Raw genomic sequence first — 21,548 nt, 5'->3', positions numbered from 1 at the left:
TTACCCTAAAGACGCTGAGAATAAGGGGGTATCTGTGGCTGTTCATCTGTTAATCGTCGACGCGTTAAATCTAATCCGCCGCATCCACGCGGTGCAGGGTTCACCCTGCGTCGATACCTGCCTGCATGCCCTGGAGCAGCTGATTGTCCACAGTCAGCCCACCCACGCAGTGGCGGTGTTCGATGATGAGGATCGCGCCCACGGCTGGCGCCACCAGCGCCTGCCGGAGTACAAAGCCGGCCGCGCGCCGATGCCGGAGACGCTGGTCGCCGAGATGCCGGCGCTGCGGGCCGCCTTCGAACAGCGGGGGATCCGCTGCTGGGCCTCGCCGGGCAGCGAAGCGGACGATCTCGCCGCCACCCTGGCGGTGAAGGTGGCCCAGGCGGGCCATCAGGCCACCATCGTCTCCACCGACAAAGGCTACTGCCAGCTGCTGTCGCCCACCATCCGCATCCGCGACTACTTTCAGAAGCGCTGGCTGGACGCCCCCTTCATCGCCAGCGAGTTCGGCGTCACCCCGGAGCAGCTGGCGGATTACTGGGGGCTAGCGGGGATCAGCAGCTCGAAGGTGCCGGGCGTGGCGGGCATTGGACCCAAAAGCGCCGCCCAGCTGCTGAACGAGTTTCAGGACCTGGAGGGGCTGTACGCCCGTCTGGCCGAGGTCCCGGAGAAGTGGCGCAAAAAGCTGGCCGCGCATCAGGAGATGGCCTTCACCTGCCGGGAGGTGGCCCGCCTGCAGACCGACCTCCAGCTGGACGGCAATCTGCAGCAGCTGCGGCTGACGCGCTGACCATCGTTAAGAGGTGCGCCGGTGCAGGGTAACGGCCTGCTTTACCCGGGCCAGGCAATCACCAGGCCGCCTGATATAACCCGACGATATCCGCCAGGCTCGCCTCGCGCGGGTTGCCGCCGGTACACACATCCGCCAGCGCCGCCTGGGCCAGCGCCGGAATATCCTCTTTCCTGACGCCCACCTCGCGCAGATGGCCGGGAATACCGACATCGCGGTTAAGCTGGCAGACCGCCTCTACTGCCGCCTCGCGCGCGGCGGTCAGGCTTAACGCTTCCACCCTGACGCCCATAGCCCGGGCGATGTCGCGATATTTTTCCCCGGTCGCCTCAGCATTAAAGCGCATCACGTGCGGCAGCAGGATGGCATTCGCCACGCCGTGCGGCGTGTTGTAAAAAGCGCCGAGCGGATGCGCCATACCGTGCACCAGGCCAAGCCCAACGTTGGAAAATCCCATCCCCGCCACATACTGGCCGAGCGCCATAGCTTCCCCCGCGCCGGCGTCGCCGGCAACCGAGCCGCGCAGCGCGCCGGCGATGATCTCGATGGCCTTGAGGTGCAGAGCATCGGTCAAAGCCCAGGCGCCGCGAGTGAGGTACCCTTCGATAGCATGCGTCAGGGCGTCTACGCCGGTAGCCGCCTTCAGCGCCGGCGGCATAGCGTCCATCATATCGGCATCGATAAAGGCCACCTGCGGAATATCGTGCGGGTCGACACAGACGAATTTGCGCCGCTGTTCTTCATCAGTGATGACATAGTTAATCGTCACCTCCGCCGCGGTACCCGCGGTGGTCGGCACCGCGAAGATCGGCACGCTGGGCTGACGGGTGGGCGACAGCCCCTCGAGGCTACGGACATCGGCGAATTCCGGGTTACGCTGAATAATACCGATCGCCTTACAGGTATCCTGCGGCGAACCGCCGCCGATGGCGATCAGGTAATCCGCCCCGCTGCGTTGAAAGGCCTGCAGCCCCTGCTGGACCACGGCGATGGTCGGGTTAGGGATCACGTCGCTGAACATATCCCATGCCAGCCCGGCGGCATCCAGTTTGTCGGTGACTTTCGCCGCCACGCCGCAGCGGGCGAGAGTGCTGTCGGTGACGATCAATGCTTTACGATAACCGCGCCGCACCGCTTCATCGGTTAATGCGTTTATCGCCCCCCGGCCAAACCATGCCGTTTCATTGAGGATCATTCTGTTTGCCATCGTGGCTCTCCTGTTAGCGTTGCGGCATCACTCTTCAATGCGTAATCCGTAGGTTTTGAACTTCTCCAGCACGATGGCGATCGCCTCGTCATCCAGCACCGGGACCGGGTCGGTAATCGCCAGCGTACTGAGGTAGAGCTGGGCCAGGACCTCCACTTCATGCGCCAGCCAGAGCGCTTTCTCCAGGCTGGCCTCGCAGGCGATCAGGCCGTGATGCTGCAGCAGCGTGGCTTTGCGGTGCTTCAGCGCCACCGCGACATGCTCAGACAGTTCGCGGGTGCCGAAGGTGGCATAGGGCGCGCAGGGGATCGAATTCCCGCCGGCCGCGGCGATCATATAGTGGATGGCCGGGATGGGCCGGTTGAGGATCGACACCGCCGTACAATGGACAGCGTGATTGTGGACCACCGCCTGGGCATCGGGTCGCGTCTGGTAGGCCGCCTGATGAAAACGCCATTCGCTGGAGGGCAGTTTTCCCTGCTCATGCTGGCCGTCGGCATCAATAAAGACGATCTTGTCTTCCGTCAGCTTTTCATATGGGATACCGGTAGGGGTGATCAGCATTCCTCCCTGATAGCGCACGCTGACATTGCCGGCGGTCCCCTGATTTAACCCCAGGCGGGTCATTTCCAGGCAGGTATCGATAATCTGCCGGGCCAGTCTGTTTCTTTCCATTGCGTTCCTCTTTTGGTGACTCATCATCCATCAACGGCAGGGCAACAGAAATATCGTCGGCTACCGTGGGATAGGGTGAATAATGGTCTTCATCATCAACCTGAATATTCAAAGGGGAATTTTCATGATTATTTTTTGTGAGCCGCGTCAATTATTCCGCCATGAATAAAGCAACCATGCCCATTACGAGAGAGATTAAAATGCCCGTTCTTAATAATATTTCATCAAGCGGGCATTTTATTTCTTTGTAACAATTGCCCGTTTTCCACAATATATATTCATTCGGTCATTAGCGTTGTGGTTTTGTGAATTTATTTTCTCAAACGGTCAGCGTTTTTGAAAAATTAAAGTGACAATAATCACATAAAATGGTCCACAGCGCGTTAAGTGTGACCATCATCATATTAACAGGCGGTTTTTATTTGAAAATGAAGTCATGAGTTCCGCCGTGACTTTCATTTCACTCACCGGCGCGTCACCTGAGCTCACTTAATTTTGCGGTCTGCTGCAGCACCAGACTGCGCCCTGAATGCTGTTGTAAATGCTTCTGAACTGATGAGGACGCTATGGGAAACACAACGATACCAACGCAAAGTTACCGCGCCATGGAGAGCGGGCAGAGTAAGAGCTACATTATTCCTTTCGCTCTGCTGTGCTCCCTCTTTTTTCTGTGGGCCGTGGCTAATAATCTGAATGATATTTTATTACCGCAATTTCAACAGGCCTTTACCCTGACTAACTTCCAGGCCGGATTAATTCAATCGGCCTTTTACTTTGGCTATTTTATTATTCCCATCCCCGCCGGGATGTTGATGAAAAAATTCAGCTACAAAGCCGGCATCCTTACGGGTCTGTTTTTATATGCCTGCGGCGCCGCGCTGTTCTGGCCTGCCGCCGAAGTGATGAACTACACTTTATTCCTGATTGGATTATTTATTATCGCTGCCGGGCTTGGCTGTCTGGAAACCGCGGCCAACCCGTTTGTCACCGTCCTCGGTCCGGAAAGCGGCGGTCACTTCCGCCTTAATCTGGCCCAGACCTTTAACTCATTCGGCGCCATTATTGCCGTGGTATTTGGCCAGAGTCTTATTTTGTCTAACGTCCCGCATCAGCCGCAGGAGGTGCTGGATAAAATGACGCCGGAACAGCTCAGCGCCTGGAAGCACAGTCTGGTCCTGTCGGTACAAACCCCCTATATGATTATCGTGGCCATTGTCCTGCTGGTCGCCCTGCTGATCGTCTGCACCCGCTTCCCCTCCCTGCAAAGCGATGACCACAGCGACAGCGCGCAGAGCACTTTTTTCGCCTCGCTGACGCGCCTGATGCGCATCCGCCACTGGCGCTGGGCGGTACTGGCCCAGTTCTGCTACGTCGGCGCGCAAACCGCCTGCTGGAGCTACCTGATTCGCTACGCTATCGAAGAGATCCCGGGCATGACGGCCGGTTTCGCCGCCAACTACCTGACCGCCACCATGGTCTGCTTCTTTATCGGCCGTTTTACCGGCACCTGGCTTATCCGCCGCTTCGCGCCGCACAACGTGCTCGCTATCTATGCGTTTATCGCCATGCTGCTCTGTTTGCTCTCCGCCTTCAGCGGCGGCCACGTCGGTCTGCTGGCCCTGACCCTGTGCAGCGCCTTTATGTCCATTCAGTACCCGACCATCTTCTCGCTGGGGATTAAGCATCTGGGCCAGAACACCAAATATGGCTCGTCATTTATCGTCATGACCATTATCGGCGGCGGGATCGTTACCCCGGTGATGGGCTTTGTCAGCGACGCCGCCGGCAATATCCCGACCGCCGAACTGGTCCCGGCGCTGTGCTTCGCCATCATCTTTATTTTTGCCCGTTTCCGTTCACAAGCGGCGACGAACTAAACCTGTTATCCGCATAACCTGAGGGATCTGTAATGAAAAAAATCAGCTTACCGAAGATCGGTATTCGTCCGGTAATCGATGGTCGTCGCATGGGGGTCCGCGAGTCGCTGGAAGCGCAAACCATGAACATGGCGAAAGCCACCGCCGCGCTTATCAGCGAGAAACTGCGCCACGCCTGCGGCGCCCGGGTGGAGTGCGTGATTGCCGATACCTGCATCGCCGGCATGGCCGAGTCGGCCGCCTGTGAAGAGAAATTCAGCAGCCAGAACGTTGGCGTCACCATCACCGTCACCCCCTGCTGGTGCTACGGCAGCGAAACCATCGACATGGATCCGCTGCGCCCGAAGGCCATCTGGGGCTTTAACGGCACCGAGCGTCCGGGGGCGGTCTATCTGGCCGCGGCGCTGGCGGCCCATAGCCAGAAAGGGATCCCGGCGTTCTCCATCTACGGACATGACGTGCAGGATGCCGATGACACGTCGATCCCAGCGGATGTCGAAGAAAAGCTGTTGCGCTTCGCTCGCGCCGGCCTGGCTGTCGCCAGTATGAAAGGGAAAAGCTATCTGTCGCTGGGCGGCGTCTCAATGGGCATCGCCGGATCTATCGTCGACCACAACTTTTTTGAATCCTGGCTCGGCATGAAGGTTCAGGCTGTCGACATGACGGAGCTGCGCCGGCGAATCGATCAAAAAATCTATGATGAAACCGAGCTGGAGATGGCGCTGGCGTGGGCGGATAAACACTTCCGCTACGGCGAAGATCAGAACGCTGAGCAGTATAAGCGCAATGAAACGCAGAGCCGCGCGGTGCTGAAAGAGAGCCTGCTGATGGCGATGTGCATCCGCGACATGATGCAGGGTAACCCGAAGCTCGCAGAAAAAGGACTGGTGGAGGAGTCGCTGGGCTACAACGCCATCGCCGCCGGTTTCCAGGGTCAGCGCCACTGGACCGATCAATACCCCAATGGCGATACCGCCGAAGCGCTGCTCAACAGCTCTTTTGACTGGAACGGGGTGCGCGAACCGTTTGTCGTCGCTACCGAAAACGACAGCCTCAACGGCGTGGCCATGCTGATGGGCCATCAGCTCACCGGCACCGCCCAGGTGTTTGCCGACGTACGCACCTACTGGTCGCCGGATGCCGTTGAACGGGTCACCGGGCAGCCGCTCACCGGGCGGGCGGAGCACGGCATCATTCACCTGATTAACTCCGGCTCTGCGGCGCTGGACGGCTCCTGCCAGCAGCGCGACGCGCAGGGCAATCCGACGATGAAACCCCACTGGGAGATTGAGCAGAGCGAGGCGGATGCCTGCCTCGCGGCGACCGAATGGTGCCCGGCGATCCACGAATACTTCCGCGGCGGCGGCTTCTCTTCCCGCTTCCTGACCGAAGGCGGCGTGCCGTTCACCATGACCCGGGTGAACATCATCAAAGGTCTGGGGCCGGTGCTGCAAATTGCCGAAGGCTGGAGCGTAGCGCTGCCCAAAGCGATGCACGACCAGCTCGACGCCCGCACCAACTCCACCTGGCCCACCACCTGGTTTGCCCCACGCCTGACCGGCAAGGGCCCGTTCAGCGATGTGTACTCGGTGATGGCCAACTGGGGCGCCAACCACGGCGTGCTGACCATCGGCCACGTTGGCGCAGATTTCATTACCCTCGCCGCCATGCTGCGCATTCCGGTCTGCATGCACAACGTGGAAGAGGCGAAAATCTATCGCCCTTCCGCCTGGGCCGCGCACGGCATGGATATCGAGGGCCAGGACTACCGCGCCTGCCAGAACTACGGGCCGCTGTATAAGCGTTAACAGGTTGGTTTCGCCCGGAGGCGCAGGCTTACCTGGCCTACAGACGCGCGCGGTCTGTAGGCCGGATAAGCGCTGCGCCATCCGGCAATGTTGTTTCGGGAGTCACTATGAAGCAAGACGTTATCCTGGTCCTCGACTGCGGCGCCACGAACGTGCGGGCGATGGCCGTGGATCGACAAGGGAAAATTATCGCACGCGCCGCAACGGCGAACGCCAGCGACATCGCGGCGGAAAAAAGCGACTGGCACCAGTGGTCGCTGGAGGCCATTATGCAGCGCTTTGCCGACTGCTGTCGGCAGATCCATGACCAGCTGGCCTCCTGCACGGTGCGCGGCATCACCGTCACGACCTTTGGCGTCGATGGCGCGTTGGTGGATGAGCAGGGCGCCCTGCTGTATCCGATCATCAGCTGGAAATGCCCGCGCACCGCGGCGGTGATGGAGAATATCAGCCAGTATATGCCCGCGCGCCAGCTGCAGCAGATAGCCGGCGTCGGCGCGTTTGCGTTCAATACCCTGTATAAGCTGGTGTGGCTGAAAGAGAACCACCCGCAGCTGCTGGCGCAGGCCCATGCCTGGCTGTTTATTTCATCGCTGATCAACCATCGGCTGACCGGGGAGTTCACCACCGACCTCACCATGGCGGGCACCAGCCAGATGCTCGATCTCCGGCAGCGCGATTTCAGCGCGCCGATCCTGCAGGCGACCGGCCTGCCGCGCCGCCTGTTCCCGCGGCTGGTTGAAGCAGGCCAGCCGATCGGCGCCCTGCTGCCGGAGGCCGCTGCGCTGCTGGGCCTCCCCGTCGGGATCCCGGTTATCTCGGCCGGGCATGACACCCAGTTCGCTCTGTTTGGCGCCGGCGCCGGGCAGGATGAGCCGGTGCTCTCCTCCGGGACCTGGGAGATCCTGATGGTACGCAGCGCGCAGGTCGACACCTCGCTGCTCTGTGACTACAGCGGCTCCACCTGCGAGCTGGACAGCCAGCCGGGCCGCTATAACCCGGGGATGCAGTGGCTGGCCTCCGGCGTGCTCGAGTGGGTGCGCAAACTGCTGTGGAGCGCTGACACCCCATGGCAGACGCTGATTGACGAAGCGCAGGCGATCCCGCCCGGCGCCCAGGGCGTCAGGATGCAGTGCGACCTGCTCGCCAGCCAGCACGCCGGCTGGCAGGGCGTCACGCTCAACACCACCCGCGGCCATTTTTACCGCGCCGCGCTGGAGGGGTTAAGCGATCAGCTGGCGCAGCATCTGCAAACCCTGGAAAAAATCGGCGGCTTCAGGGCGAAAGAGCTGCTGCTGGTGGGCGGCGGCAGCCGCAACGCGCTATGGAACCAGATCAAGGCCAACCGACTCGGGATACCGATCAAAGTCCTCGACGATGCCGAAACCACCGTGGCCGGCGCGGCGATGTTTGGCTGGTATGGCGTGGGCGAGTTCTCTTCGCCAGAACAGGCCAGAGCGCAGGTCGCGTACCGCTACCGCTATTTCTGGCCGCAAACTGAACCTGAACTGATAGAGGAAGCCTGAGATGCTCAAAACCATTTCCCCGCTGATATCGCCGGAACTGCTGAAAGTGCTGGCCGAAATGGGCCATGGGGATGAAATCATTTTTTCCGATGCCCATTTCCCGGCGCACAGCATGGGGCCGCAGGTGATCCGCGCCGATGGCCTGCGAGTCAGCGATCTGCTGCAGGCGATTATCCCGCTGTTCGAATTAGACAGCTATGCGCCGCCGGTGGTGATGATGGCCGCCGTCGAAGGCGATGCGCTCGACCCGACGGTGGAACAGCGCTATCGGCAGGCGCTATCGGCGCAGGCCCCCTGCCCGGATATCGTGCGGATTGACCGCTTTGCCTTCTACGACCGGGCGCAAAAAGCCTTTGCGATCGTTATCACAGGAGAGTGCGCTAAGTACGGAAATATCCTTTTAAAAAAAGGAGTCACGCCGTAATCTCATGCCGGAGCGTCTGCCTGATGCAGACGCTCAATCAATGATGGGATGAGAATAAATGAAAGCAGCCCGCCAGCAGGCGATCGTCGATCTCCTGATCACCCACAGCAGCCTGACCACCGAAACGTTGTCAAAACAGCTCAACGTCAGCAGGGAAACTATTCGCCGCGATCTGAGCGAGCTGCAGGCGCAGGGCAAAGTGCTGCGTAACCACGGCCGGGCCAAAGTGATCCACCAGCGCAGCCAGGACAGCGGCGATCCTTTCCACATGCGCCTGAAAAGCCATTACGCGCATAAAGCCGACATCGCCCGCGAAGCGCTGGCCTGGATTGACGAAGGGATGGTGATCGCCCTCGATGCCAGCTCCACCTGCTGGTATCTCGCCCGCCAGCTGCCGGACCGCCCGCTGCACGTCTTTACCAACAGCCAGCCCATCTGCCAGGAGCTGGCCAAACGCGACCAGATCACGCTCACCTGCTCCGGCGGCACTCTGCAGCGGAAATATGGCTGCTACGTGAACCCGGCGCTGATTTCCCAGCTGAAATCGCTGGAGATCGATCTGTTTATTTTTTCCTGCGAAGGCATCGACCCGCAGGGCGCGCTGTGGGACTCCAATGCGTTCAATGCCGACTTCAAATCGATCCTGCTTAAGCGGGCGGCGCAGTCGCTACTGCTGATCGACAAAAGCAAGTTCAACCGCTCCGGCGAGGCGAGGATTGGTCATCTGGATGACGTGACGCATATTGTGTCGGATGCGCCGCAGCCTTAAGGGGAAGGCCGGAGGACGCGCACGCGTCTCCGGCCTGAGGGGGAAGGATTAACGCTCGTCGCGACGTCCGCCGACGGCGGCCCACAGGCGGCGCACGTGAACGGTCACCTCTTCACGATCGTGATACAGCTGACGCGCCTGGATCTGGGCGTTAACGCCGTGCTCGTCCAGCTGGGCCTGAATATAGGCCAGATTCTGCGACACCTCTTCATAGCGCTTTTTCATCGGCAGCTTGAGGTTGAAGATGGTCTCCCGGCACCAGCCGTTGACCAGCCACTGCGCCATCAGCGCCGCCACCTTCGCCGGTTTCTCCACCATATCGCAGACCATCCACGAGATGTTGTTGCGGTTCGGACGATAGCGGAAACCGTCTTCGCGCAGCCAGGTCACCTGGCCGGTATCCATCAGGCTCTGGGCCATCGGGCCGTTATCGACCGAAGAGACCCACATGTTGCGCTTCACCAGCTGATAGGTCCAGCCGCCCGGGCAGGCGCCGAGATCGACGGCATACATGCCGTTCGCCAGACGCTCGTCCCACTCGTCCGCCGGAATAAAGACGTGGAACGCCTCTTCCAGCTTGAGGGTGGAACGGCTCGGGGCGTCGGACGGAAACTTCAGCCGCGGAATGCCCATATAGAACGGTGAGTTGTTGTTGCTGTATGAGTAGCCGGTATAGCAGCAGCCGGGTGCGATAAAGAACACATGCACCACCGGTCGCTTTGGCGTTTCATAGTTGGTCAGCACGCCCGCCTCGCGCAGCGCCGCGCGTAACGGCACCGTAAACTTGCGGCAGAACTTCATCAGCTCTTTGCTTTCGTTGGTATCCGCCACTTCCACACGCAGCTCGCCACCCTTCTCCACCACGCCCTGCAGCATGCCGACGATCGGGGTAATGCGATCCTCCGGCGGCAGGTCGCGCAGCAGTTCGCCGACCACAAACATCTGACGGGCGAAAATTAGCGAGCTGAACGGCAGATCGCGCACCAGCTTCTCGCCGTCGTCCTGCTGATAACCTTCAAAAATTACATAGCCAGAGTCTTCTTTGACCCGGGCAAAACCAAACACCTCAAGGCGGGCTGCCTTATCGGTAATTTCTGCTGCGCACTCTTTCTCAAACCCAGGGCGACAATAGAGGACAACCTTATTCATGAACAACGCCCTTACGTTTCAGACGAATTGCACCAATTAACATTAAAACCCAACCGGCGAGGAAGCTTACGCCGCCCACCGGGGTCACGAACGCCCACAGACGTAAATGAGAGAGCGCCAGACAATAGAGGCTGCCGCTGAACAGCACGGTCCCTAACGCCAGAAATACGCTGCTCCAGTAGAACCAGATACTGATCCGACGCTGCATCGCCACCGCCAGACCAAAAATCGCCAGGGTATGGAAGGCCTGGTACTCCAGGCCGGTATGGATCCAGGCCATCTCCGCCGCGCCGAGCGATTGACTTAAGACATGCGCGCCAAAGGCGCCCAGAGCCACAAAGATAAAGCCGCTAATCGCGGCGAATATCAGCATAAAACGGCTGGTCATGTTGTTACCCTACAAGTAATTATTGTTCATAACGAAAGCGGAATTTTTCTTGTTCACTTGCCGCTTTCGCCAGGATCCACTGCCGGAAAGCGGCTATTTTACCCAGTTCTGCCTGACTGTCATGGCAAACAAGGTAAAACGCATTCTTACTGACCAGAACATCATTAAACGGACACACCAGACGACCGGCTTCAATTTCGGACTGCGCCATGACGTTGTTGGCCAGCGCCACGCCCTGCCCGTGAATGGCCGCCTGCAGCACCATCGCGCTATGGCTGAAAATCGGCCCCTGCTGCACATTAATATGGCTTAGACCAAGCTGGCGGGTATAAGTTTGCCAGTCGCGGCGGGACGCATCGTGAAGCAGGGTATGTTGCGCCAGATCGGCAGGCGTTTTCAATGCTTTGTCGCCGGTGAGCAAGAGCGGGGAACAGACCGGCAGCAGATACTCGGCGTACAATTTTTCCACACGCAGGCCCGGCCAGTTGCCGCGGCCGTAAAAAATCGCCACATCGACATCGTCCGCCAGCTTATCCTCCTGACGGTCCACCGCCTGGATCCTGACGTCGATTCCCGGATAAGCTGAGTTAAAGCTTGTTAGTCTTGGCACCAGCCACTGAATGGCGAAACTTGGCAATAAACTGACCGTTAATGCCCCTTTGGCGCTGCGCGCCTGCAGTTTACGCGTCGCTTCCGTCAGTTGCGAAAAAATCTCTTTAATATCCTGAAAATAGCTCTGCCCTTCTTCCGTTAACAGCAGCGAACGATTGCGCCGACGGAACAGCTTAAGGCCCAGAAAATCCTCGAGAGACTTGATTTGATGGCTGACTGCGGCCTGCGTCACAAAAAGCTCATCGGCTGCCCGAGTGAAGCTGAGATGACGTGCGGCTGCATCAAAAACACGTAATGCATTCAGAGGTGGTAATCGCTTCGACATGGTTATTCTGGCTTAGATGTTAACTCAATTTAACAAATAGGAAACAATGATTAACCTATTAGTTTTTTTTATCTGAGCCATTATAAATTGTCCGTTGAGGTTCTACCAGCAAATACCTATAGTGGCGGCACTTCCTGAGCCGGAACGAGAAGCTTTTTTTGGAATGCGTGTTCCATCAAGCTTTTGGCTTACGGTTGTGATGTTGTGTTGTTGTGTTTGCAATTGGTCTGTTTTTGCAGACCCTGGTAGCAAAGCTACCCCTTTTCACTTCCTGTACATTTACCCTGTCTGTCCATAGTGATTTAATGTAGCACCGCAACGCGCGGTGCTTTTTTTTGCCTTTTTACTGCCTTACTCGTCCAGTTCACCCAGTTGTTTCACGTCAGAGCGATTGATCTGCTGTTTGTTGCCCCACGCGTCTTTATACGAGATCATGCCAGTGTCATTATCGGTTTGCGGTTTCCCGTCGGTAACGATGGTCCGCCCATCGTTGGTATGCATCACATAGTTAGAGGAACAGGCGCTCAGGCCTAAAGTCAGCATACAGGCAGAGATAATCGCAGCGGCCTTAGTCATTTTCATTCTTCTCTCCTTACGGCTATTTATACTATTCGTAACTCGTTAAGTAATAGGTTAAAACACAAACCCAACACTTTTCAGCATAACCCTCTTTGACCGACGTGGAGTCACATTCGGACAATTCCACAGGACGCAGAGACCTTGTCACGCCCGGCAAATTGCGCGACGATCGCGGTATTGATACGAGGAATTCCATGAACGCATTCAACCCGGCGCACTTTCGCGCGCAGTTTCCGTCTCTGGCCGATGCCGGCGTCTATCTCGACAGCGCGGCGACAGCGCTCAAACCGCTGGCGGTGATCGACGCCAGCGACCAGTTTTATCGCCTGAGCGCCGGCAATGTCCATCGCAGCCAGTTCGCCGCCGCCCAGCGGCTGACCGAGCGCTACGAGGCGGCCCGCGATCGCGTGGCGGCGTGGCTTAACGCCCCTTCCGGCAAAGATATCGTCTGGACGCGGGGGACCACCGAGGCCATCAATATGGTGGCGCAGAGCTACGTCCGGCCGCGCCTGCAGCCTGGCGATGAAATTATCGTTAGCGAAGCCGAGCATCATGCCAACCTCGTGCCCTGGCTGATGGTGGCCGGGCAGACCGGCGCCAGAGTGGTCAAACTGCCGCTTGGCGCCGACCGTCTGCCGGATATCGCCAGCCTCAGCGCGCTGATTACCCCGCGCAGCCGGGTGCTGGCCATCGGTCAGATGTCCAACGTCACCGGCGGCTGCCCGGACCTGGCGCAGGCTATCCGCCTTGCTCACGCCGCCGGGATGGTGGTGATGGTCGATGGCGCCCAGGGGGCGGTGCATTTCCCCGCTGACGTGCAGGCGCTGGATATCGATTTTTACGCCTTTTCCGGCCATAAGCTGTATGGCCCGACCGGGATCGGCGCCCTGTACGGCAAAAGCGAGCTGCTGGCAGCGATGTCGCCCTGGCTCGGCGGCGGGAAAATGATCGCCGAGGTCAGCTTTGACGGCTTTACGCCGCAGCCGGCCCCCTATGGCCTCGAGGCCGGTACGCCGAATGTCGCCGGGGTTATCGGCCTCAGCGCCGCGCTGGAGTGGCTGGCGCAGAGCGATATCGGCCAGGCGGAAAACTGGAGCCGCAGTCTGGCGAGCCTGGCGGAAGAGGAACTGGCGAAACGGCCGGGCTTCCGCTCTTTCCGCTGCCAGCAGTCAAGCCTGCTGGCCTTTGAATTTGAGGGTATTCATCACAGCGATCTGGTGACGCTGCTGGCGGAGTCCGGCATTGCCCTGCGCGCCGGACAACACTGCGCCCAGCCGCTGCTGGCGGCCTTAGGGGTCAGCGGCACCCTGCGGGCCTCTTTCGCCCCCTACAATACCCAAGACGATGTTGCGGCGCTGGTCCACGCGGTGGATCGCGCCCTGGAAATTCTGGTGGATTAATGACAACTCTGCACCCCTTCGGCACAACCATTACCGACGCTACGCTGCGCCAGATCTTCGCCCCGCTGAACCAGTGGGAGGATAAATACCGTCAGCTGATTTTATTGGGCAAAAAGCTGCCGACGCTGACCGACGAGCGCAAAGCGCAGGCCCATGAGATTGCCGGGTGTGAGAACCGCGTCTGGCTGGGCTATGAGGAGGACGCCGAGGGCAGGCTGCACTTCTTTGGCGACAGCGAAGGAAGGATTGTGCGCGGTCTGCTGGCGGTACTTTTAACCGCCGTGGAAGGAAAAACCCGCGCCGGGATCCTGGCGCAGGATCCGCTGGCGCTGTTCAACGAGCTGGGGCTGCGCGGCCAGCTCAGCGCCTCGCGCAGCCAGGGCCTCAGCGCCCTGAGCGAGGCGGTGCTCGCCGCCGCCCGCGAAAGGTAATCTCCCGATTTCGCTTTCCCGCCGCCGCGCCCGGTGGGCAAACTACTTTCCGGAAGCCGCAGCGTCACGCTGCGCTTTCGCCAGCATCTTCTTCAGGGCATGCGACACCGCGACGAACCCGAAGGTCGCGGTCACCATCGTCGCCGCGCCAAAGCCGGAAGCGCAGTCCATCCGCTTCGGCCCTTCCGCCGTGCTCTTCATTGCGCAGACGCTGCCGTCCGCCTGCGGGTAGACCAGCGCTTCCGTAGAGAAGACGCAGTCTACACCGAGCTTACCTTTGCTGTTTTTCACCACCCCAAACTGGCTTTTCAGCCGCTCGCGCAGTTTGGCCGCCAGCGGATCCTGGATGGTCTTCGCCAGGTCCGCGACCTGGATCTGCGTTGGGTCAATCTGACCGCCCGCCCCGCCGGTAGTCACCAGCGGCACCTTGTAGCGGCGACACCAGGCGATAAGCGCCGCTTTCGGCCGGACGCTATCGATAGCGTCGATAACATAGCTAAAGCCGACGCCAAGATATTCCGCCACGTTTTCCGGGGTCACGAAATCATCCACCACCGTCACCCGACACTCCGGGTTGATGAGACGAATACGCTCCGCCATCACCTCCGCTTTCGCCAGCCCGACGTTGCCGCTGAGGGCGTGGATCTGACGATTGGTGTTGGTGACGCAGACATCGTCCATATCGATAAGGGTGATCGCCCCGATGCCGGTCCGCGCCAGCGCTTCCGCCGCCCAGGAGCCGACCCCGCCGATCCCGACCACGCAGACGTGGGCGTCGGCAAAACATTGCAGCGCTTTTTCACCATATAAACGTGCCGTACCGCCAAAACGCTGGCGCCAGGCATCGCTGATTACAACAGACATAGAACCTCAGAACAAAATGACAGCGCCCGGAGGCCGCCGCAAGCGGCGTCATCCGGGCGCCCTGGTCAACAGGCACGGCCAGGGGGGTTAGCCGCTAAAAACATTCCCCGCGCCCGGGGCGTTTTTCAGCACCCATACGCGGCCGTAGTGGTTATACCAGCCGGCACGGTGGCCCGCGTCAGGCCCAATGCCCTGATAGATGTCGAAATGCTGACCTTTGATGGCCCCGCCGACGTCGAGGGCGACCATCAGGCGCAGTTCGTACTGGCCGTTAAACTTGCCGTTATTATCCAGCAGAGGCACCTCGGCCAGCAAGGTGGTTCCTGGCGGAATAATCGACCGGTCGGAGGCCACCGAGGCGCGGCCGATCAGCGGCACAGCGCTGGCCCCTTTCACCGGCGCGAAAGACTGCGGTTTAAAGAACACGAACGACGGGTTCTGCTCCAGCAGCTCACGCACTTCCGCTTCGCTGTGCTTCTCACCCCACTCGCGGATCGCCTGCATCGACATATCTTCTTTCTTCACTTCCCCGCGGTCGATTAGCACTTTGCCGATGCTGCGATAGGGCCAGCCGTTTTTCCCGGCATAGCTAAAGAAGTTGAGCGGCGAACCATCGCCAAAGTCGATATAGCCGCTGCCCTGCACGTCCATGATGAAGTTATCCATCAACGAGTTGCTATACGCCAGCACATAGTTATCGCTCAGCGCGCCGGCATAGATGCTGGCGCGGGACGGCAGCTTACCGCGCTTTGGCGGCATACGGTAAATGGGGTACTGGAATTCGCCCTGACGGGTGTGGCGCGCCTGCACCACCGGCGTGTAGTAGCCGGTAAACTGGACGTTGCCATAGTTGTCGACGCCCTGCATCTGCCAGGCGTCGATGCCAAACTGGCGCAGCGTACGGGTGTCGCCGCCGGCGCGCAGCCACTCCTGCAGCGCGTTATAGACGTTGCTCTGGCTATTATAGAGGCGTGGCGAGGCGTTACGAATTTGATTAACCTGCTCGGAGAAGTCGCCGGCGTTGATCGGCGCCCCGACGGCATCCGGCTGGTTTACCAGTGAAAACGGCTGGGTGAACTTGCCATCGCTATATTGCTGACCGCGGTCGGTCGGTTTTGAGGAACAGGCGGCGAGCATGGCCAGCATTGCCCCCGTCGCTACATATTTTGCCCAACGTCCTTTCATGGTGTCTCATCTTTTGCTGCGAAGCCTTAGTGCGTGTTGAAGATAACAAAGCGCCGGAGCTATTGAAATGCGCGATCTCATCGATGGCACAGATTTGTGTAAAAAAACACCACAACGTGGCGTTTTATAAGCCAATTCTTACAAAAATGTCGATTTGGTCGAAAAAAGGTTGCATCATCTCGCTAGCGGAGTATAGTGCGCTTCCACGGACGCGGGGTGGAGCAGCCTGGTAGCTCGTCGGGCTCATAACCCGAAGGTCGTCGGTTCAAATCCGGCCCCCGCAACCAATTAAAATTTGATGAAGTAAAGCAGTACGGTGACGCGGGGTGGAGCAGCCTGGTAGCTCGTCGGGCTCATAACCCGAAGGTCGTCGGTTCAAATCCGGCCCCCGCAACCAATCAAATTTGACAAAGTGAAGCAGTACGGTGACGCGGGGTGGAGCAGCCTGGTAGCTCGTCGGGCTCATAACCCGAAGGTCGTCGGTTCAAATCCGGCCCCCGCAACCAACATTACAAACACCCTCAAGGGTGTTTTTTTGTTTCTGCCGCCAGCAAAACCTCTGCCGAAAACGGGAACGGCCATTGCCGCCCCCATCTCCTGCTTACCCCTTCGGTAACACAATATTGCTTGCCGCCAGCATGCCCATGCGATGGTACATCGCGCAGGCCGCCTCGACGATCGGCATCGCCAGCGCCGCGCCGCTGCCTTCTCCCAGACGCATGCCCATATTGAGATACGGTTCGAGGCCCAGGTGCGCCAGCGCGATACGCGCCCCCTTCTCCGCCGAATAGTGGGACGGGATCAGATACGGTTTCACCTCCGGCGCTATCTGACACGCCGCCAGCGCCGCCGCGTAGGAGAGAAAGCCATCCAGCACCACCGGCAGCCCACAGGACGCCGCCCCCAGCATGACACCGGTCATCCCCAGCAGATCGAAACCACCGACTTTGCTCAGTACGTCGAGGCCATCATTCGGGTCGGGCTGATTGACGGCGATAGCCCGCCGCACCACCTCAACCTTGTTGCCAACCTTCGCCAGCGGCAGATTGGCGCCAATCCCGACCACCTCCTGCGCATCGCTGCCGGTCAGGACGCTGACGATCGCTGCCGCCGGCGTGGTATTGGCCATCCCCAGTTCGCCGACGCCAAACAGGGTAACGCCCTCCTGGGCCAGCGCGCGGGTGTAGCGCATCACCTCCAGCAACAGCTCCTGCCCCTGCTCACGGCTCATCGCCGGACCGCGGGCAATATTGCCGCAGCCCCGCGCCACCCGCATATTCACCACGCCGGGGAGCGGTTCGCTATCGATACCGACATCAATTACATGCACTTTCGCCCCGGCCTGGGCGGCGAGCACGCAGACGCCGGTGGTGCCGCGGGTCATATTTGCCGCCTGGATGGCGGTGACCGCCTTCGGCGAAATCGCCACCCCTTCGTCCCACACTCCATGGTCGGCGCACATCACCAGCAAGGCCTTTTTCGCCACCTGCGGCTGGCCGCCCAGGCCGGGCATTCCCGCCAGCTGCACCGCCAGCGCCTCCAGACGCCCGAGGCTGCCGGGGGGCTTGAGTAAGCCGTCGATGTGTTGCTGTGCCCGCGCCATGGCGTCGGCGTCCGGCGCGGGGATCGCCCGCAGAACCGTGTTTAAATTTTGCATACAGAATCCCTGCCAGGGCTGGCCCGGTCAGCCAGCGATTGAGTTATTTGATTTTGACGCCGATGCCGGAGACCACCAGCCAGACCGCATCCGCCGCGGCCCCCAGGCGCTGATTGACCCGCCCGGCAATATCGCGAAAATGCCGCGCCAGGCGGTTCTCCGGCACAATGCCCATCCCCACCTCGTTGGTCACCAGCACGACGTGCGCCGGACAGCGCTGACAGGCGGCAATCAGCACGCCAATTTCGTCATCAATAGCCCGTTCCATGGCGGCGTAATCCCAGCCGTCGGGGTCGCTGTCGCCGCCGAGCGCGAACAGCAGGTTGGTGACCATGGTGGTGATGCATTCCAGCAAAATCGCCTCCGCTGGGGCGATAGCCGGGGTGATCAGTTCATCAAGCTGCTGCCAGCGCTCGGCGGTGCGCCAGTGGGCGGGCCTGCCGTCGCGATGATGCTGGATCCTTGCGGCCATCTCGTCGTCAAAGATTTGCGAGGTGGCGATATATAACACCTGCGGCGCATCGGCAATCAGCGCCTCGGCATGGCGACTTTTGCCGCTGCGCGCGCCGCCGGTAACCAGAGTCAGCATAGGGGCTCCTGATGTTGGCGCATGATGGCGTAAATTTTATCGATGGCGATATGTTCGCGCATGGCCTTGGCCAGCCGATCAAACTGCCGGGTTTTATAGCGGGCATACTCCAGGGCGCTGTCCAGCGGCGCCAGCCCTTTGCGCTGGCGCAGGCCGTTGAGCAGCGCCCGGGTAAAGGCATCGCTGTCGAACAGGCCATGGAGATAGGTGCCGAACGCCAGGCCGTCGTCGCTTATCGCCCCGTCGTCCACTGCCTGCCCCGCTTTATGCAACTGCAGCAGCGGCGGGCAGCCTGCCTCGCGGCGCGTCTCGCCCATATGAATTTCATAGCCACTGACGCGCAGCCCCGCCGCGTCGGCTAACCAATCCGGGAGCGCAGACCCCAGGGTCGCCTGCACCTGGGTGGTGGTTTTGTGCTGGGCGAAGTGGGTCACGGTCTTCAGCACCCCCAGCCCGGGCTGGGCGCCAAGGCCAGACTCCACCTCATCGATAATGGTTTCGCCCAGCATCTGATAGCCGCCGCAGATCCCCAGCAGCGGCACCTTGCGCTGCCGGGCCTGCTCGACCGCGTGCGCCATGCCGCTCTCGCGCAGCCAGCACAGATCGCCGAGGGTATTTTTACTGCCCGGAAGAATGACCAGGTCGGCGTCGGCCAGCGCCTGCGGATCGCGGACATAGCGCACCCGGACGTCTGGCTGTGCCGCCAGGGCGTTAAAGTCGGTAAAATTGGCGATATGCGGCAGGTGAACCACGGCGATGTCGATATCGCGCCGGTCGGTGCGATGGTATTTCCCGGCCTGCAGCGCGACGCCGTCCTCATCCTCGAGATCCACGTCAAGCCATGGCATAACGCCCAGCACCGGCACCCCGGTCAACGCCTCGATCTGCTCTATCCCGGAGCGCAGGAGCGCCACATCGCCGCGGAATTTATTGATGATCACCCCTTTCACCCGCGCCCGCTCCTGAGGCTGCAGCAGCGCCAGCGTGCCGTAAATCGCGGCAAACACCCCGCCGCGGTCGATATCGGCCACCAGGATCACCGGGCATTGCGCCATCTCGGCCATGCCCATATTGACGATATCGCGGTCGCGCAGGTTAATCTCCGCCGGACTGCCGGCGCCTTCCAGCACCAGCGCCTCATACTCTCCGGCCAGGCTCTGGTAGACCGCGAGGATCTGCTCGCGCAGGCGCGGCTTGTACTGGTGATAGCTCACCGCATCCATGCTGGTCGCCACCTGCCCCATCAGCACCACCTGCGCCTGACGGTCGCTGGTGGGCTTGAGCAAAATCGGATTCATGCGGACATCCGGCGCAATCCCGGCCGCTTCGGCCTGGAAAATCTGCGCCCGGCCCATCTCTTTGCCATCCGGCGTAATGCCGGAGTTCAGCGCCATATTCTGTGATTTAAACGGCGCGGTACGCAGCCCATCCTGATGAAAAATGCGGCACAGTCCCGCCACCAGCACGCTTTTCCCCACGTCGGAAGCCGTGCCCTGCAACATCACTGCCAGCGTCATGACGCCTCCTTTATCGCGCCTATCGCGTTGTTGTGCATCCGCTGAAAAAACTCCGCCTCGGTTTTACACAGCGGCAGCCCCAGTTCGCTATGAAGTTTCACCAGCCACGGCTGCGTCAATCCCGCCCTGTCCATCGTCTCCGCGCAGGCAAATACCTCGCCGGGATCCCCCGCGGCCAGTACTTCGCCGTGACGCAGCACGTAAACGGCGTCGCTCACCTCATAGATCAGATCGATATCGTGGCTGGAGATCACCACCCGCCGCCCCTGCCCGACAATGCGGCGGATGATGGCGATCATCTGCGCCCGCCCGCGTGGATCGAGGCCCGCGGAGGGCTCGTCAAGCAGCAGGTAGCGCGCCTGCAGCACCAGCGCCCCGGCGATTGCCACCCGTTTTTTCTGCCCATGGCTGAGGCACTGGATCGGCTGCTGGCGAAACCCCTGGGCATCGACGAGAGTCAACGCCTCATCCACCCGGCGGGCGATCTCCTCTTCCGCCACCCCGAGGTTACGCAGACTAAAAGCGATATCGCTGTCGATATCGGTATAGAATATTTGCTGATCCGGATCCTGAAACACCGTCGCCACCTGCTGGCGCAGCGCCAGCAGACCGCGCTTGCTGTAATTCAGCGCCTCTCCCTGCCACAGCACCGCCCCCTGCTGCGGGCGCAGCAGGCCGCTCAGGTTCATAAACAGCGTCGACTTTCCGCAGCCGTTGGCCCCCACCAGGCCGGTCACCGCATGGCGGGAAAAATCCAGCGTCAGCCCTTTAAGTACCGGCTCATCCTGATAGCGAAACCAGAGATCGGTTGTGGCAAGCATACTTATCCTTAGAGGTGAAAATCACCCTGGTACAATTTGATATCCAGCGCCGTGCTCATCTGCTGATAGCGCAGGAGGACGCGGGTGAACAGCAGTCCCACCAGCATCGCCAGCGAGCGATAGCCCTGCGGCACGCTACCATAGCCAAAACGCAGGGTTTGCGCGCGGTGAATCGCCATCGCCTCGTCCAACAGAATAAAAATGAAGCGCCAGGTCAGCAGGATCTGCTCCGTCAACAGCCGCGGTACGCGACCGCGCTTGAGCAAGATAATCAGCTGTGGGAAAGGCAGATTAAGCACCAGCCAGAGCGTGGCCGCCATCGCTGCCAGGCTGCGCCAGAAGGTCTCCCCGGCCACGGCCAGCCCCGGAGCGGAAATCCCTATCGAGAAAGCGCCCAGTCGTATGCTGGCTAACAGCATCTGCGGGTCGCGGCTAACGCTGAACACAATGGTCAGCACGCCGACCAGCAAAAAGCCAAAGGGTAGCGCCATCCAGCGGCACCAGCGCCAGAATGAGACCCGCAGCAGCCAGCAGGTCAGCGCGGCGGTCAGCGCCAGCGTCAGCGCCTGGCCCCACGCCGGCAGCGTAAAGGCCAGCGCCATCAGCAGTAGCCAGAGCAGAAACTTACGCTCTGGCGCCACCTGCAGCCAGCGGCTCTGGTAGCTGAGTCGGTCAAACCCGGTCATCACGGCGCTGTCTGCCCCTCGCATATCCGAGAATGTAAAAAATCACCGCCGCGCCAAGCGAGCCCTGCAGGGTAAACAGCAGACTCTCAATCTCGCCGCTCGCCGGTTCATATAGCGGCTGGAACCAGGGTTGATAATCCGGCGCCACCACCTGGATCTGGCTCTCCGCTTCGCCGTCCGAGCCGCCAAACTCGCCGCCGTGGTTAATAAAAAATGGCAGGATCATCAGGGCGGCCACCATCGCCAACAGGATCAGGGTCTTTTTCATA

General features: G+C 60.3%; 22 protein-coding genes and 3 tRNA genes. 11 read left to right on the top strand and 14 right to left on the bottom strand.

Annotated features, from left to right (window positions below; genetic code table 11):
- Positions 1-34 precede the first annotated feature (34 nt).
- Positions 35-790 carry a flap endonuclease Xni gene (gene xni, locus AB1E37_RS04860; protein WP_004142871.1) on the top strand — a complete coding sequence of 252 codons (756 nt, stop codon included), beginning with the start codon at positions 35-37 and terminating at the stop codon, positions 788-790.
- Positions 791-848: 58 nt separating this feature from the next.
- Here the strand turns inward: xni and fucO are convergent, their stop codons facing one another.
- Together fucO and fucA are read right to left on the bottom strand one after the other, a co-directional pair.
- Entirely contained in the window at positions 849-1,997 is a 1,149-nt protein-coding gene (fucO, locus tag AB1E37_RS04855; RefSeq protein WP_004149581.1) for a lactaldehyde reductase, read from the bottom strand.
- Between the two features lie 27 nt (positions 1,998-2,024).
- On the bottom strand, positions 2,025-2,672 hold the full coding sequence (gene fucA, locus AB1E37_RS04850; RefSeq protein WP_002915470.1) for an L-fuculose-phosphate aldolase: 648 nt from the start codon (positions 2,670-2,672) through the stop codon (positions 2,025-2,027).
- Positions 2,673-3,238: 566 nt separating this feature from the next.
- Between fucA and fucP the strand changes: the two genes are divergently transcribed.
- The 5 genes from fucP (at position 3,239) to fucR (ending at position 9,076) form a co-directional block, all read left to right on the top strand.
- Positions 3,239-4,549 carry an L-fucose:H+ symporter permease gene (gene fucP / locus AB1E37_RS04845; protein ID WP_032448065.1) on the top strand — a complete coding sequence of 437 codons (1,311 nt, stop codon included), beginning with the start codon at positions 3,239-3,241 and terminating at the stop codon, positions 4,547-4,549.
- A 32-nt stretch (positions 4,550-4,581) separates the two neighbouring features.
- Positions 4,582-6,357, top strand: coding sequence for an L-fucose isomerase (gene fucI, locus AB1E37_RS04840; protein WP_002915510.1), 1,776 nt, complete (start codon positions 4,582-4,584; stop codon positions 6,355-6,357).
- Between the two features lie 107 nt (positions 6,358-6,464).
- Positions 6,465-7,883, top strand: a complete 1,419-nt coding sequence (gene fucK / locus AB1E37_RS04835) for an L-fuculokinase (RefSeq protein WP_032417562.1) — start codon at positions 6,465-6,467, stop codon at positions 7,881-7,883.
- A gap of 1 nt (position 7,884) precedes the next feature.
- On the top strand, positions 7,885-8,307 hold the full coding sequence (gene fucU, locus AB1E37_RS04830) for an L-fucose mutarotase (RefSeq protein ID WP_002915538.1): 423 nt from the start codon (positions 7,885-7,887) through the stop codon (positions 8,305-8,307).
- Between the two features lie 58 nt (positions 8,308-8,365).
- Positions 8,366-9,076 carry an L-fucose operon activator gene (fucR, locus tag AB1E37_RS04825; protein WP_004142883.1) on the top strand — a complete coding sequence of 237 codons (711 nt, stop codon included), beginning with the start codon at positions 8,366-8,368 and terminating at the stop codon, positions 9,074-9,076.
- Between the two features lie 48 nt (positions 9,077-9,124).
- Here the strand turns inward: fucR and rlmM are convergent, their stop codons facing one another.
- From rlmM to AB1E37_RS04805, 4 genes are all read right to left on the bottom strand, one after another.
- A complete protein-coding gene (gene rlmM / locus AB1E37_RS04820) occupies positions 9,125-10,225 on the bottom strand; it encodes a 23S rRNA (cytidine(2498)-2'-O)-methyltransferase RlmM (protein WP_002915541.1) in 1,101 nt (366 codons plus the stop codon).
- The gene (locus AB1E37_RS04815) at positions 10,218-10,613 is read right to left on the bottom strand and encodes a DUF423 domain-containing protein (RefSeq protein ID WP_002915543.1); all 396 of its coding nucleotides are present in this window, start codon (positions 10,611-10,613) and stop codon (positions 10,218-10,220) included. The genes rlmM and AB1E37_RS04815 overlap by 8 nt, the downstream gene beginning before the upstream one ends.
- Before the next feature lie 19 nt (positions 10,614-10,632).
- Positions 10,633-11,550, bottom strand: a complete 918-nt coding sequence (gcvA, locus tag AB1E37_RS04810; protein ID WP_002915545.1) for a glycine cleavage system transcriptional regulator GcvA — start codon at positions 11,548-11,550, stop codon at positions 10,633-10,635.
- A gap of 351 nt (positions 11,551-11,901) precedes the next feature.
- The gene (locus tag AB1E37_RS04805) at positions 11,902-12,126 is read right to left on the bottom strand and encodes a YgdI/YgdR family lipoprotein (RefSeq protein ID WP_002915549.1); all 225 of its coding nucleotides are present in this window, start codon (positions 12,124-12,126) and stop codon (positions 11,902-11,904) included.
- A gap of 197 nt (positions 12,127-12,323) precedes the next feature.
- On the opposite strand from AB1E37_RS04805, the gene csdA reads away from it, so the two are divergent.
- Positions 12,324-13,529, top strand: a complete 1,206-nt coding sequence (gene csdA / locus AB1E37_RS04800; RefSeq protein ID WP_021470081.1) for a cysteine desulfurase CsdA — start codon at positions 12,324-12,326, stop codon at positions 13,527-13,529.
- The gene (gene csdE, locus AB1E37_RS04795; RefSeq protein ID WP_367777020.1) at positions 13,529-13,960 is read left to right on the top strand and encodes a cysteine desulfurase sulfur acceptor subunit CsdE; all 432 of its coding nucleotides are present in this window, start codon (positions 13,529-13,531) and stop codon (positions 13,958-13,960) included. The genes csdA and csdE overlap by 1 nt, the downstream gene beginning before the upstream one ends.
- Positions 13,961-14,002: 42 nt before the next feature.
- Here the strand turns inward: csdE and tcdA are convergent, their stop codons facing one another.
- Positions 14,003-14,824: a tRNA cyclic N6-threonylcarbamoyladenosine(37) synthase TcdA gene (gene tcdA, locus AB1E37_RS04790; RefSeq protein ID WP_002915577.1), complete on the bottom strand. Its 822-nt coding sequence runs from the start codon at positions 14,822-14,824 to the stop codon at positions 14,003-14,005.
- An 87-nt stretch (positions 14,825-14,911) separates the two neighbouring features.
- Positions 14,912-16,009, bottom strand: coding sequence for a murein transglycosylase A (mltA, locus tag AB1E37_RS04785; RefSeq protein ID WP_002915579.1), 1,098 nt, complete (start codon positions 16,007-16,009; stop codon positions 14,912-14,914).
- A 210-nt stretch (positions 16,010-16,219) separates the two neighbouring features.
- Between mltA and AB1E37_RS04780 the strand changes: the two genes are divergently transcribed.
- The 3 genes from AB1E37_RS04780 to AB1E37_RS04770 all read left to right on the top strand — a co-directional run bounded on the left by AB1E37_RS04780 (position 16,220) and on the right by AB1E37_RS04770 (position 16,515).
- Positions 16,220-16,296: transfer RNA gene (locus AB1E37_RS04780), tRNA-Met, on the top strand.
- 33 nt (positions 16,297-16,329) lie between these two features.
- Positions 16,330-16,406: transfer RNA gene (locus tag AB1E37_RS04775), tRNA-Met, on the top strand.
- Positions 16,407-16,438: 32 nt separating this feature from the next.
- Positions 16,439-16,515 (top strand) — tRNA-Met (locus AB1E37_RS04770).
- A gap of 95 nt (positions 16,516-16,610) precedes the next feature.
- Here the strand turns inward: AB1E37_RS04770 and cobT are convergent.
- The 6 genes from cobT to AB1E37_RS04740 are packed head-to-tail and all read right to left on the bottom strand — an operon-like array spanning position 16,611 to position 21,547.
- Positions 16,611-17,666 (bottom strand): nicotinate-nucleotide--dimethylbenzimidazole phosphoribosyltransferase, encoded by a 1,056-nt coding sequence (gene cobT / locus AB1E37_RS04765; RefSeq protein ID WP_004143920.1) that lies wholly within the window; start codon positions 17,664-17,666, stop codon positions 16,611-16,613.
- A gap of 43 nt (positions 17,667-17,709) precedes the next feature.
- A complete protein-coding gene (cobU, locus tag AB1E37_RS04760) occupies positions 17,710-18,255 on the bottom strand; it encodes a bifunctional adenosylcobinamide kinase/adenosylcobinamide-phosphate guanylyltransferase (protein WP_032448066.1) in 546 nt (181 codons plus the stop codon).
- Positions 18,249-19,772 (bottom strand): cobyric acid synthase, encoded by a 1,524-nt coding sequence (locus AB1E37_RS04755; RefSeq protein ID WP_032415487.1) that lies wholly within the window; start codon positions 19,770-19,772, stop codon positions 18,249-18,251. The genes cobU and AB1E37_RS04755 overlap by 7 nt, the downstream gene beginning before the upstream one ends.
- The gene (locus tag AB1E37_RS04750; RefSeq protein WP_032448067.1) at positions 19,769-20,593 is read right to left on the bottom strand and encodes an energy-coupling factor ABC transporter ATP-binding protein; all 825 of its coding nucleotides are present in this window, start codon (positions 20,591-20,593) and stop codon (positions 19,769-19,771) included. Before AB1E37_RS04750 ends, AB1E37_RS04755 begins: the two co-directional genes overlap by 4 nt.
- An 8-nt stretch (positions 20,594-20,601) precedes the next feature.
- Complete coding sequence (locus tag AB1E37_RS04745) at positions 20,602-21,279, bottom strand: energy-coupling factor ABC transporter transmembrane protein (RefSeq protein WP_004143925.1); 678 nt, start codon at positions 21,277-21,279, stop codon at positions 20,602-20,604.
- Positions 21,266-21,547, bottom strand: coding sequence for an energy-coupling factor ABC transporter substrate-binding protein (locus AB1E37_RS04740; protein ID WP_002915619.1), 282 nt, complete (start codon positions 21,545-21,547; stop codon positions 21,266-21,268). Before AB1E37_RS04740 ends, AB1E37_RS04745 begins: the two co-directional genes overlap by 14 nt.
- Between the last annotated feature and the right edge of the window lies 1 nt (position 21,548).

Origin of the sequence: Klebsiella sp. Shm-1 (assembly GCF_040804525.1) — a bacterium.
GTDB lineage: Bacteria > Pseudomonadota > Gammaproteobacteria > Enterobacterales > Enterobacteriaceae > Klebsiella > Klebsiella pneumoniae.
The sequence above is the reverse complement of the archived record's forward strand: the minus strand, read 5'-3'. Positions and strand labels throughout refer to the sequence as shown.